This window comes from Streptomyces sp. NPDC020917 (assembly GCF_044333795.1).
Taxonomy (GTDB): Bacteria; Actinomycetota; Actinomycetes; order Streptomycetales; family Streptomycetaceae; genus Actinacidiphila.
This window is the reverse complement of record NZ_JBIRRR010000005.1, coordinates 22,182-33,757: the sequence shown is the minus strand read 5'-3', so window position 1 is coordinate 33,757 and position 11,576 is coordinate 22,182. Positions and strand designations below refer to the sequence as shown.

The following is an 11,576-nucleotide window of genomic DNA, read 5'->3' as shown; positions in this document are numbered from 1 at the left end:
AAGAAGACGATGACACAGGGGAGCGGCATGGCCACCGACGGCCAGGAGGCCTACCGACCGGGCTACTCGGTGGCCGCGGACCGCATCCTGGAACACATAAAGGGCAACGGACTCGGACCCGGCGACAGGCTGCCGACCGAGGCCGACTTCGCCGCGATGCTCGGCGTGAGCCGCAGCATAGCCCGTGACGCCCTGAAGACACTGGCCGCCAAAGGCCGCATCGTCACACAGCGCGGGCGGGGCATCTTCGTGGCCGAGGGCCCCTCCTTCTCGCCGGGGCTCACCAACACATTCAACCCGAAGTACATCGAAGACATCATGATGCTCTTCGAGTTCCGTGCGATCCAGGAGAAGGCCGCCGCGGAACTCGCCGCCAAGCGGAGCACCCCCGCCGAGCTCATGGCCATCGAAAACGCTCTCGCCGAGTACGCCGCCCACGTTCCGAGCCGAGACCGGGAGCACCTCAGCAGGGCCGATGAGATGTTCCACGCGGCGATCGCCCGGGCCACGCACAACGACTTCCTGGTCGACTCGGCAGGCGCCTCCATGCGCCTTCAACAGCGGGCCGCCAACGCCGTGGCCCACGGTTCAGCCGACCTGGCGGTGCAGGCACTCGAGGAACACACGGCCATATTCGACAGCATCCGCCGAGGCGACGCCGATGCGGCCGGCAAGGCGGCACTGGCCCATCTGGAGCGGACGCGACGCGGCTACGAGGCCGAGATCGGACGGCGAGTTTTCCAGCGCGAGCCTACGCAGGCGTGACAACGCCCCGGCGTGCGGCGTGGAACGCCGGCAGTCCGGGGTAGGAGCGGATCGTGGAGCGCTCGATGCCCCGCAGCAAGCCCGGGCCATCGAGCCACCCGTCGACCGTCGCCGCGTCGGGGACCGGGGGCAGGCGTCCACGGGCCGGGTGCGCTCCCAGCATGCTTCCCCAGCTGGATGCTCACGCCTCGCCGTAGTACAGCCGGAGGAACTCCTCCATCGCGGCGTCGACGCTGTCGCGGTCGCCGGTGGCGAGCAGGTCGAGGAGCAGGCCGCGGACGGTGGCCAGGCCGAGCCTGGCGCGGCTGCGGGCGGAGGCCGGGTCGGTGCCGGCTTCGACCTCGGCGGCCACGAGCGGCTCCAGCCAGTCGGTCACGACGCCCTCGAGGACCGGGACGGCCTCCGGGCGGCCCTGCAGCGCCTGCCCGTAGATCTCGAAGAACAGCCTTTCCTGGGCGGCGAGCCGAGGATCCGTCAGCTGGCGCCAGAGGCTGCGCGCCGCGTCGGCCGGTGCGAGGCCGGGGTCCAGGCGCAGGCGCGACAGCAGTTCGCGCTGGCGCTGCTCGGAGGTCCGGACGATCTCGACGAGCAACTGCTCCTTGGAGCCGAAGTAGTGGATCAGCATGCGGTGGCTGACGCCGATCGCGGCGCCGAGCCGGCGCAGGCTCAGATCCGCGATGCCGTGGGCCGCGACGTGATCGACGGCGGCGTCCACGAGCCTGGCGCGCCGGTCCCCGTCCGTGCCGCGCGCGCCGGGGTCGCGGGGCTGCGCGTGCGGGGGGTCGGTGACGGCCATGGCACCACTGTACCAAGTGGTACATGGTCCATGTACCATGCGGTACATGGAGCCCGTCACCGTGTCGATCGACGTACCGCAGAAGCCCGTTCAGGTCTACGACTTCCTTGACGTCATGGCGCACCACGAGCGGTTCACCGACCACTACATGACCAACTGGCGCTACAGCGGCCCCGATCGTGGCGTCGGCTCGCGCGCCGAGGTCACCGCGGCGCTCGGCGGCGTCAGGACCGACGTGACCATCGAGGTCGTCGAGGCCGAGGCGCCGCGGAGCATCGTCGAACGCAACGTCAGCGCGGGCGGCCGGCGGGTGGCCCGCGGCGTCTACACCGTCGAGCCGGCGGCAGGCGGCAGCCGCGTGTCGTTCACGTACGCCTGGGAGCGGGCGCCGCTGGCCGACCGGCTCCTGGCGCCCGTCGTCCGGGCGACGATGCGGCGCGCCAACCGCACCGTCATGCGGCGGCTGGCCGCCGAGTTGACCGCCCACACGGCCGCCGCCTGACACAGCCGCCCCGGCCCGGGCCGGGGCGGCCCCGCTCCTTGCGGGCGGACGGGCTATCCGTCAGACACGGCCCGGCGTCCCGCGGCGGCCTTGAGGTGGTGACTCACCTCGCCGACGAGGCGGATGTCGACCTGGCGCTCGACGAAACGCCACTGCCCGTCGCGGCGTTCGAAGCGGTCGCGGTACCGGCCGGCGGCGACGGGCTGCAGCGGCAGGTCGGGCAGCGCCTGCAGCACGGTGACGTACGACCGTGCGACCGCCGTTCCGGCCCGCTCCTCGACCTCGACGTGGAAATTGGTGGTGACGTGCTGGGTGCGCGGTGTGCCGTCGTCATGGACGATCACAGTGTCCTGGAACATCTTCTCGATCGCCTCCCTGCCGCTGACCGGCGCGCCGCTGCCGACGAACGTGGCGTCCGCGAGGAGGAGGCCGAGCCCCGCGAAATCGCCGTCGTCCACGAGCTCCGCGTACCGTGCGAGCAGGTTCTCGACCGCCCGGTGGCTCGGCAGCGGATCGGCGGGCGTGGCGGAGGACGAGGACACGGTTGGGCTCCAGGGTTGAGGGCGGTCCGGCGCGGGGCTTCGGGCCGGGACGGAGGTCAGGACAGGGACAGGACGCAGAGCTCGTGGCCGTCCGGGTCGGCCAGGCAGGTCCACGGGACGTCGCCCTGGCCGAGGTCGAGGTCGGTGGCGCCGAGGGCCCGCAGCCGCTCCACCTCCGCCGCCTTGTCGTCACCGGGGTACGGCAGCAGGTCGAGGTGGACGCGGTCCGGCACCGTCTTCCCGCCGGGGTTGCGGAGGAACTCCAGGTACGGGCCGGTGCCCCGGGCGGAGCGCAGTACCGCCTGATCGTCGGTCACCTCGTGCACGGTCCAGTCGGTGGCCTCGCCCCAGAACCGGGCCATGGCCCGCGGATCCGTGCAGTCGACCACCACCGCGGCGATGGGGCCGGTGTCCCGGTAGACCTCCCGGGGCTCCAGCACGCAGAACTCGTTGCCCTCCGGGTCGGCGAGGACGGTCCACGGCACGTCCCCCTGCCCGACGTCCGCGGGCGTCGCACCGAGACCCTGAAGGCGCGCGACCGTTTCCGCCTGGTGGGCCGCGGAGGTGGTGGCGAGATCGAGGTGCACGCGGTTCTTCGTCGGCGTCTTGGGCTCGGGGACGGTCACCACGTCGATGCCGAGGCCGACCGGGTCCGGCCAGACCAGGCCGCCGGCCGGCCCCACATAGGTGGTCACGCCGGATTCCCCGCTGTAGGCGGTCCAGCCGAGCGCCTCCGCCCAGAACCGGCCGATCGCCGGGTTGTCCACAGCCTTGATGATCACATGAACCGGTCGCAGCGCCATGCCGGTGATCCTATGCAATCGACCGCAGAGGGCAGTGTCAGACGTCTCTGCCAGGGTTCGGTCATGGAGATGACGCTGCAACTGACGATCGACTGCGCCGACCCGCAGAGGCTGGTGGCGTTCTGGAGCGAGGCCCTGGGATACGTCCCCGAACCGCCGCCGGGGGGTCATGCCACGTGGCGGGAGTACTGGTCGGCCATGGGGGTGCCCGCGGAGGAGCTGCCCGACGATGCGGGGGCCACCCCGGAGTCGATCGTCGATCCCGCGGGGCGGGGGCCGCGCGTGTGGTTCCAGCAGGTGCCGGAGGCCAAGGCCACCAAGAACCGGCTGCACTTCGACCTGAAGGTCGGCGGCGGGCGTGACGTCCCGTCGGCGGACCGCAGGCAGCGGGTGACCACCACCGTGGACCGGCTGACCGCGGCCGGCGCGAGCGTCCTGCGGATCACCGACGAGCCGGACACGGGGCACTACGCCGCGCTGCTCCAGGACCCGGAAGGCAACGAGTTCTGCGTGGTCTAGCGGCCGGGGAGCCGTCCGGTCGCGGGGCCCGTGCCGGCGCGCCGACCGCCGCGCCGGACCGCCGCGACCGGCATGCGGCCGAACCCACACCGCCCGGACGCCCGCGGTCAGGACGTCATGGCCGCCCGGTCGGACTCGCTGCGCAGCACGCAGAACTCGTTGCCCTCGGGATCGGCGAGGACCGCCCAGCCGGAGCCGTCGGGATTCCGGCGATCGGTGACCAGCGTGGCGCCGAGGCCCAGCAGCCGCTCCACCTCCAGGTCCCGCGAGGTCTCCGGGCGCAGGCACAGGTGGACCCGGTTCTTGACGGTCTTGGCCTCGGGCACCTGGTTGAAGTACAGGACCGGGCCCTCCGGCAGCAGCACCTGCACCTCGGGATCGCCCGGCTTGTCCTCCGGGTGCAGCGGACGGCCGGTCACCGCGCTCCAGAACCGCGCCAGCCCGTAGGCATCCGCACAGTCGATCGCCACGTTCTGCACTACCGAGACCATGCGCGCGAGCCTCCCTGATTTCCCCTCCCGACGCCACCGGGTTGCGCACGCCCGGGGCCCCGGGGAGCCGCCGCCGGGGGCCCGGCGCGAACTCAGCCGGACGGCGTGCCCGGGTACCAGGCGCCGAACCACTGCTCGGCGCCCCACTCCTCGAACCGCTCCACCTCGACGAACCCCAGCTTCGCCGCGAGCCGCATCGAACGGGCGTTGGCGGCCTGGGTGGTGAGCACCACCGGCTCGCCGGGAAACGCGACGGCGAACCAGCGGAGCGCCGCCGTGCACGCCTCGGCGGCGTACCCCTGCCCCCAGGCCTCGGGCAGGAACATGTAGCCGAGCTCGGCCTCCCCGCCCTCCGGTCGGACGTGACCGGGCCGCTCCGCGTCGCGCCGGTCGAGCAGCTGGATGTAGCCGATCATCGCCCCGTCGAGCTCGACCACGAAGAAGCCGGGGCGCCGCCCGGGCACTTCGGGTACCGCGCGTTCGAGCTCGTCCCGCGGCCGGGCGCCGCCCACGTAGGTGTTCACCTCGGGGGAGGCCGCCAGCTCGATGGACGCCGCGCGGTCCCGGGCCTCGGACTCGCGGAGCACGAGCCGGGCGGTCGTGATCGGGGCAGGCGGCCAGGTGACGGGGTCGATCTCGGTCATGCCGGACAACGTAGTCGGCGCTCTCGGCAGCGATCAAGGCCCGCCGAGCGATCACCGCACGACCCGGGCCCCACCTCACCGGGCGGCCGCGCCCACCGAGGCAACGCCCGGCGAGGCCGCGACACGTTCGCCGCTCATTCCGGTTGCGCACCGGCGCGCCCCTCGCAGCGACGCGCCGGGGACTGCAGCCACACGCCACCCGGCCGGGGCCGGCCCGTGGCCGCGGCCGCCAGCCGTCCGCGTGCCGGGTGGCCACCACGCGATGGCCGCCCTCGCCGACGGCACTCCCCGGATTCCGTGTGCCGACCTGGGGGGAGTCCTCCTTGACGCCGCCTCACCTCGGCGCCACACTGCCGGAGCACGAATTGACAACGATGTCAAGCTAGTTAGTTTACGCCCACGCACCATTCTCATCAGGGAGCGTCATGGCACGACGACTGCGCGGCAGTTGGAGCAGACTCGGCACCGTGGTGGCGGTGCTCGCGGCCTGCGTGGCGACCGCGCCCGCGGCGGTGGCCGCGGACGGCGGGCACGTGCAGGTGGTGAAGGACCCCACCGGCCACGTGAATCCGATGATCGGCACGAAGAAGGGCGCCGACTGGGAGAACACCTTCCCCGGTGTCACCGCGCCGTTCGGGATGATGCAGTTCAGCCCGGACACGACCTCCGGCGGCACCGGCTACAACTACGACGACACCGCGATCCGCGGCTTCAGCCTCGACCACTTTTCCGGCGGCTGCTCGTCGTTCGGCGACATCCCGGTGCTGCCGGTGACCGGGGCGGTCGGCGCCGACCCGGCCGCCCGCACCGAGCACTTCTCGCACGACGAGGAGCAGGCGGCGCCCGGCTCGTATGCCGTGCACCTCACCGACTCCGACGTGCAGGTGCAGCTGGGTGCCACCACCCGCACCGGCATCGCCTCGTTCCGCTACCCGGCCGGCAGCCAGGCGCAGGTACTGGTGAAATCCGGGACGAGCCTGGGTGGCGACCTAGCGGCGCAGGTGCAGGTGGTCAACGACCACGAACTGGCCGGCACCACCACGCCGCACGGCCTGTGCAACAACAGCACGTACACGATGTACTTCGACATCACCTTCGACCGCCCGTTCACCGCGCACGGCACCTGGCAGGGCGGCGCCGTCACCCCCGGGGCCTCCAGCGCGGACGGCCCCGGCTCGGGCGCGTACCTGACCTTCGACACGGCGAAGGACCGTACCGTCACCGCCAAGATCGGGATGTCGTACGTGAGCACCGCCGGCGCCGCCCTCAACCGGGCCGCAGAGATCCCCGGTTGGGACATCGGGCGAGTGCAGGCGCAGACCCGGCGCGCATGGCGGGACGCGCTGCGCAAGGTGTCCGTCGGCGGCGGGACCGACGACCAGCTGAGCGTCTTCTACACCTCGCTCTACCGCAGCCTCCAGTCGCCGAGCGTGTTCGACGACGCCGACGGCCGGTACATCGGCTTCGACGACGCGGTCCACCAGGTGCCCGAGGGCCACCACCAGTACGCCACGTTCTCCGACTGGGACATCTACCGCTCGCTGGCCCCGCTGCAGACCATGCTGTACCCGGAGCGGGCCGGCGACATGGCCAACTCCCTGCTGCGGGACGCCCAGCAGCAGGGCGGCTGGTGGCCCAAGTGGCCCTCGCAGAACATGACCGGCAACGTGATGAACGGCGACAACGGCGTACCGCTGTTCGCCCAGTACGTCGCCTTCGGCGCCAAGGACGTCGACATCCGCGACGCCCTGCCGATCATGGAGAAGGCCGCCAACCACTCCGAGAAGGTCGGCTGGGGCTGGGTGGAGCGGCCCGGCGTCGAGGACTACGTACGCCTCGGCTACGCCCCCAACAACGCCACGTCGCAGGGCGACCACGGGCTGCAGGGCGCCTCGGAGACCCTGGAGTGGGCGCTCGACGACTTCACCATCTCGCGCCTGGCCACCGCTGTCGGCGACCGCACCGCCGCCGACACCTACGCGCGGCGCGGCCAGAACTGGCAGAACATCTTCGACCCGAGCACCGGCTACCTGCGGCCCCGCGACGACAATGGCGCCTTCCCGGCCGGCCCGGGCTACCAGACACCGCCGGCCGGCGCCTTCGGCCAGGACGGCTACGACGAGGGCAACGCCGCCCAGTACAACTTCTCGGTGCAGCAGGACATCGCGGGGCTGGTCACCGCCATGGGCGGCGCCGGCGCGGTGATCCCGCGGCTGGACTCCTTCTTCGCGCAGCTCAACGCCGGCGGCAACGCGCCGTACGACTGGGCGGGCAACGAGATCGACACCACCACGCCGTGGGTCTACGACTACGTGGGCCAGCCGTGGAAGACCCAGGAGGTCGCCCGCCGCTTCGAGAACGAGCTGTTCACCACCGCGCCCGACGGGCTGCCCGGCAACGACGACAACGGCGCGCTCTCCTCGGAGTACGTGTGGGCGGCGCTCGGCATGATGCCGGCCACTCCCGGCACCCCGACGCTCGCCCTGAACAGCCCGCTGTTCAAGCGGTCCGTGATCACCCTCGGCAACGGCCGCACCATCACCCTCGACGCTCCGAAGGCCGCCACCGACGCGCCCTACATCACCGCCATGACCCTGGACGGACGGCGGTACGACGGCAACGCGCTCCCCGCCTCGTTCGCCACCCGCGGCGGCGCGCTGTCGGTGGACATGTCCACCCGGCCCGACACCCACCGCGGCACCGCGCCGCAGGACGCCCCGCCGTCCTACCGCGACCACGAGGTGCCCGCCGTCGGCTACCTGACGCCGACCGGCACCCAGGTGATGCCCGGCGGCAGCACCCTGCCGGCCACGGTCGGTGTCTCGCAACTGGCCGGAAAGGCCGGAGTGGTCCGCTGGACGGCCGCCTCCGACACCCCGGGCGTGACCGTCACCCCGTCCTCCGGCACCCTCGACCTGACCACTCGCGCCACCGGCCAGGTGCCGGTCACCATCGCCGTGGCCGCCGGCACGCCCTCCGGCTACCACCCGGTGACGGTGTCCTTCACCGCCGGCTCGGGCGCCGGCCTGCCGGGCGGGGCCGTCGTGGTGACGGTGCCCGCCGCCGACGCCACGGCCACCGCCTGCGACACCCTCGGGAGCACCGACACCGAGTGCGGGCTGCGGCTGCGCGACAACGGCGACGGCCACACCGTGCCGGTCACCGTCGGCGGCCGGTCCGGCCGTTCCACCACCGGCAGCTCGCCGTACGAGTACTTCGACGTGGACAACACGATCGTCCCCGGCGGCGGTCCGTACCACGCGACCGTCACCATCGACTACTACGACCACGGCACCGGCAACTGGACACTGCAGTACGACGCGGTCGGCAACACGTACAAGAACTCCGCGCCGGTGGCGAAGACCGGCACCGACACCTGGAAGACCGCCACGTTCACGGTGGACGACGCGGCCTTCCACAACGGGGAGAACGCCGGCACCGACTTCCGGGTCGCCAACGGCGGCGACACCGGCACCCTCGGCCGGGTGCACGTCACGGTGAGCGGCGGGAACGTGCTGGCGCTGCACCTGTGCCCGGACGACCAGTGACGCGCTGAACCTGTGAAGCACTGCGCCTTCACGCGCCAACGGCCCGCCATGAGCGGGCCGTTGGCGTCAGGGGGTTCCCGGCTCGGCCGGCGGGAACCGCCCCGGATCAGGTGGCCCAGATCTGGAATCCCGAGATCTGGCCGGCCGGCCAGCCGGTGTTGGCGGTGATGTTCAGCCGGACGTAGCGCTGGGTGGAGGCCGGGAAGGTGATCGTGACGGTGTTGTTCGCCGCCGGGTCGAAGGCGTAGGCCGCCGAGGACTTGAGGGTGCTGAACGCGGTCCCGTCGGTGCTGCCCAGCACGGACAGCGTCTGGGTCCGCGCGCCCCAGCCCGCGGGCAGTTGCAGCACGATCCTGGAGGCGCTGCGCGCCGCGCCCAGGTCGACCTGGAGCCACTGCGGCAGCGCGTTGTCGGCGCTCTCCCAGTAGGTGGACTGGGAACCGTCGGTGGCGTTCGACGAGGAGTAGACGTCGGTGTGGCTCGACTCGCTCGTCGGCCTTCCCGCGGCGAGGTCGACCTGCGGCTGCGTTCCGCCACCCGCGCTGAATGCCAGGGAGTTGACGTTCCAGCCCCCGTTGTCCTGGTTGAGGGTGAGGACCTGCCGCCCGGCGGGGAGGGTGACCGCGGTGTCGACGGTCTCCCAGGTCTGCCAGTCGCCGCTGGCGGGCAGGTTCACCGCACCGGAGAGGTTGCTGCCGGACGCGTCCGACAGGTGCAGGGCGCCGCTCACCGCCGCCGGTGCCGCGACCCGCAGGCCGACGGTGTACGTCCCGGCGGTGGCGACGTCGACGGTGTAACGGAACCACTGCCCGCCGCCGGTCCAGCCGAGGTCGTAGCCGCCGCCGGTGTCCGAGGTGGCCTCCAGGTTCACGCCGTCCGCGCGGTAGCCGTTGGCGTTGCCGTTGACGCTCGTGACGTTGTACGCGACGCCCTGGCCGCCGGTGTCGTAGTTCTCCGCCTGGACGGTGCCGGGGACTGCCGCGGGCGTGCCGCCGTACGGGCCCTCGGGCGGGGCGGCTTCCCAGTTGTTGCCGCTCAACGTGGCGGTGAATCCACTGGAGTTGTTGACGTAGGACGTGGCCCCGGGGTGCAGGCCCGTGACGGTGTTGCCGGTGATCGAGGCCGATCCGGTCGGCGCGGGGTAGAACGGCGGGGCGATGGCGATGCCGTTGCGGCCCGGGTTGGTGACCGTGTTGTTCTGCAGCACGGTGTTGGTCGAGGTGGAGAAGCCGATGCCGTCGTACAGCGAGTCGGTGACGGTGTTGCCGGTCGCGGTGACGTGGTCGACGGTGCCGGTGTTCTGCCCGTCGCCGCCGTTGCCGATGTGCAGCGCGGGCTGGCCCTGGCTGTAGGCGTTGCCGCCGGAGCGCACGACGGTGTTGCCGGAGACCGTCGCGGACAGCAGGTCGCTGCCGTTGACGCCGAACCGGCCCGCGCCCAGGCCGATGTAGCGGGCGGTGTCGCTGATGTAGTTGTCGCTGACGTGGTGCCCGCTGCCGCCGTAGATCCCGATGCCCTTGCCGCCCCACGGCGCGATCGAGGTGTTGTTGGTGACGGTGATGTTCGTCATCGGGTTGTAGAACGTCTGCGAGCCGTCGCCGTTGGTGTTGTAGTGCACGGAGTTGATCGCGATCGCGTCGTCCCCGGTGCCGCGTACGAAGTTGTTGGTGACGGTCAGGTTGTTCCCGGTGTCCGCGCCCATCGAGACGTTGTTGACGTTGATGCCGTCCGCCCAGATGGCCGTCAGCCGGCTGTTGCGGACGGTCCCGCCGGTGCCCGAGGCCCAGAAGCCGGACATGGTGTGCTGGGTCCAGATGCCGTCGGCCACCCAGTTGGTGCCGGTGGTGTCCATCGCGCCGCCGTCGCCGCCGATCGTGCTGCGGCTGACCGCGTTGGCGTCGACGTGGAAGTTCTGCACCGTGCAGGAGGTCACGTCGAACAGCGCTGCCAGCGGCGTGCTGTTGGGGACCGGTACGTCGCGGTAGATGGTGCTGTACCACATGCCGGCGCCCGCGATGGTGATGCCCTGCGCGGTCAGACCCGTGGTGCCCTTGACGTAGAAGGTGCCCTTCGGGATCCAGAGGATCTTGCCCTGCGTCTGCGCCTGGTTGATGCAGTTCTGGATCGCCGCGCGGCTGTCCACCGCCTGGGCGTCGGCTGCGCCGTTCGTCGGGTTGTCGTCGGAGACCGCGCCGCAGTCCGTGATCGACACGGAGTTGGCCGGCTGCGTCAGCGGCGCCGGCGGGTTCTCCACGTCCACGGAGTCCACGTCGTAGAACGACGCGCTGTTCGCCGCGTCCTTCTGCAGCGAGAACGTGGCGCCGACCGGGATCGCGGCACCCGTGACGAACGTGTGCGACTCGTCCCAGAAGACGCGGGGGTTGCCGTCGGCCGGGTTCTGGTTGTCGCTGGTGTTGTAGTTGTTGTTGCCCTCGTACACCCAGCTCTGCTTGGAGTTGAGGTTGAGGGCCTGCCGGAACACCCCGTTGACGTAGAGGTCCAGCGTCGCGGTCGTGCCGCCGCCGGACGTCGAATCCGGAATGCTGGCACGGACGTTGAGGAAGCTGATGGGCGCTCCGGTGGTGTTCGTCCACTGCACGGAGCTGCCCGCGCCGCCCAGGTGCACGTACGCGTGCCCGGACGCCTCGAGGGCGGCGCTGGAGTACTGGGTCGCCGGCGGCGCCGTCAGCGAGGTCACCGTGGCGCCGCCGCCCGGACTGCCGGCCTCCGCCTCGTAGGTCCGGAACGGCGTCGTCGCTCCGACCGCCGCTGCCGCGTGCGGCGCCGCGCCGGACGCCGCGTGGGGTGCTGCCTCGCTCGCCGCCCGGGGCTCAGGCGCCCGGTGCGACGCGGCGCCCGCAGGCACCGCGGTCAGGCATATCGCGCCGACCGCCGCCAGGGCGGTCGCCGCTGACCTGCGCCCGACGTGGCGCAGGCCGCGCAGGGGTGGGGGGATCGCCCGCATC

Annotated in this window: 10 protein-coding genes; 4 read left to right on the top strand and 6 right to left on the bottom strand. The window is 72.0% G+C overall.

Annotated elements, in window-relative coordinates; translation table 11 throughout:
- Nucleotides 1-27: 27 nt before the first annotated feature.
- A complete protein-coding gene (locus ACH4TG_RS12475; protein ID WP_398242178.1) occupies nucleotides 28-765 on the top strand; it encodes a FadR/GntR family transcriptional regulator in 738 nt (245 codons plus the stop codon).
- A 181-nt stretch (nucleotides 766-946) separates the two neighbouring features.
- Here ACH4TG_RS12475 and ACH4TG_RS12470 read toward each other — a convergent pair whose 3' ends face one another.
- A complete protein-coding gene (locus ACH4TG_RS12470) occupies nucleotides 947-1,561 on the bottom strand; it encodes a TetR/AcrR family transcriptional regulator (RefSeq protein WP_398242177.1) in 615 nt (204 codons plus the stop codon).
- Between the two features lie 46 nt (nucleotides 1,562-1,607).
- On the opposite strand from ACH4TG_RS12470, the gene ACH4TG_RS12465 reads away from it, so the two are divergent.
- The gene (locus tag ACH4TG_RS12465; protein ID WP_398242176.1) at nucleotides 1,608-2,063 is read left to right on the top strand and encodes an SRPBCC family protein; all 456 of its coding nucleotides are present in this window, start codon (nucleotides 1,608-1,610) and stop codon (nucleotides 2,061-2,063) included.
- 53 nt (nucleotides 2,064-2,116) lie between these two features.
- On the opposite strand, the gene ACH4TG_RS12460 is transcribed toward ACH4TG_RS12465, so the two are convergent.
- Both ACH4TG_RS12460 and ACH4TG_RS12455 read right to left on the bottom strand, forming a co-directional pair.
- Complete coding sequence (locus tag ACH4TG_RS12460) at nucleotides 2,117-2,605, bottom strand: nuclear transport factor 2 family protein (RefSeq protein ID WP_398242175.1); 489 nt, start codon at nucleotides 2,603-2,605, stop codon at nucleotides 2,117-2,119.
- 56 nt (nucleotides 2,606-2,661) lie between these two features.
- Nucleotides 2,662-3,408 carry a VOC family protein gene (locus ACH4TG_RS12455; RefSeq protein WP_398242174.1) on the bottom strand — a complete coding sequence of 249 codons (747 nt, stop codon included), beginning with the start codon at nucleotides 3,406-3,408 and terminating at the stop codon, nucleotides 2,662-2,664.
- A gap of 63 nt (nucleotides 3,409-3,471) precedes the next feature.
- On the opposite strand from ACH4TG_RS12455, the gene ACH4TG_RS12450 reads away from it, so the two are divergent.
- The gene (locus ACH4TG_RS12450) at nucleotides 3,472-3,927 is read left to right on the top strand and encodes a VOC family protein (RefSeq protein WP_398242173.1); all 456 of its coding nucleotides are present in this window, start codon (nucleotides 3,472-3,474) and stop codon (nucleotides 3,925-3,927) included.
- Between the two features lie 107 nt (nucleotides 3,928-4,034).
- On the opposite strand, the gene ACH4TG_RS12445 is transcribed toward ACH4TG_RS12450, so the two are convergent.
- Both ACH4TG_RS12445 and ACH4TG_RS12440 read right to left on the bottom strand, forming a co-directional pair.
- Entirely contained in the window at nucleotides 4,035-4,418 is a 384-nt protein-coding gene (locus ACH4TG_RS12445; RefSeq protein WP_398242172.1) for a VOC family protein, read from the bottom strand.
- Between the two features lie 92 nt (nucleotides 4,419-4,510).
- Nucleotides 4,511-5,062 (bottom strand): GNAT family N-acetyltransferase, encoded by a 552-nt coding sequence (locus ACH4TG_RS12440; protein ID WP_398242171.1) that lies wholly within the window; start codon nucleotides 5,060-5,062, stop codon nucleotides 4,511-4,513.
- Between the two features lie 425 nt (nucleotides 5,063-5,487).
- Here ACH4TG_RS12440 and ACH4TG_RS12435 point away from each other — a divergent pair, with 425 nt between their 5' ends.
- Nucleotides 5,488-8,610 (top strand): GH92 family glycosyl hydrolase, encoded by a 3,123-nt coding sequence (locus ACH4TG_RS12435; protein WP_398242170.1) that lies wholly within the window; start codon nucleotides 5,488-5,490, stop codon nucleotides 8,608-8,610.
- Nucleotides 8,611-8,716: 106 nt separating this feature from the next.
- Here the strand turns inward: ACH4TG_RS12435 and ACH4TG_RS12430 are convergent, their stop codons facing one another.
- A complete protein-coding gene (locus tag ACH4TG_RS12430; RefSeq protein ID WP_398242169.1) occupies nucleotides 8,717-11,575 on the bottom strand; it encodes a discoidin domain-containing protein in 2,859 nt (952 codons plus the stop codon).
- Between the last annotated feature and the right edge of the window lies 1 nt (nucleotide 11,576).

Coding starts and splice junctions, on each gene's coding strand:
- ACH4TG_RS12445 (WP_398242172.1), bottom strand. CDS start 4,418: ATGGTCTCGGTAGTGCAGAACGTGGCGATCGACTGTGCGGATGCCTAC.
- ACH4TG_RS12470 (WP_398242177.1), bottom strand. CDS start 1,561: ATGGCCGTCACCGACCCCCCGCACGCGCAGCCCCGCGACCCCGGCGCG.
- ACH4TG_RS12450 (WP_398242173.1), top strand. CDS start 3,472: ATGGAGATGACGCTGCAACTGACGATCGACTGCGCCGACCCGCAGAGG.
- ACH4TG_RS12430 (WP_398242169.1), bottom strand. CDS start 11,575: ATGCGGGCGATCCCCCCACCCCTGCGCGGCCTGCGCCACGTCGGGCGC.
- ACH4TG_RS12465 (WP_398242176.1), top strand. CDS start 1,608: ATGGAGCCCGTCACCGTGTCGATCGACGTACCGCAGAAGCCCGTTCAG.
- ACH4TG_RS12435 (WP_398242170.1), top strand. CDS start 5,488: ATGGCACGACGACTGCGCGGCAGTTGGAGCAGACTCGGCACCGTGGTG.
- ACH4TG_RS12475 (WP_398242178.1), top strand. CDS start 28: ATGGCCACCGACGGCCAGGAGGCCTACCGACCGGGCTACTCGGTGGCC.
- ACH4TG_RS12455 (WP_398242174.1), bottom strand. CDS start 3,408: ATGGCGCTGCGACCGGTTCATGTGATCATCAAGGCTGTGGACAACCCG.
- ACH4TG_RS12440 (WP_398242171.1), bottom strand. CDS start 5,062: ATGACCGAGATCGACCCCGTCACCTGGCCGCCTGCCCCGATCACGACC.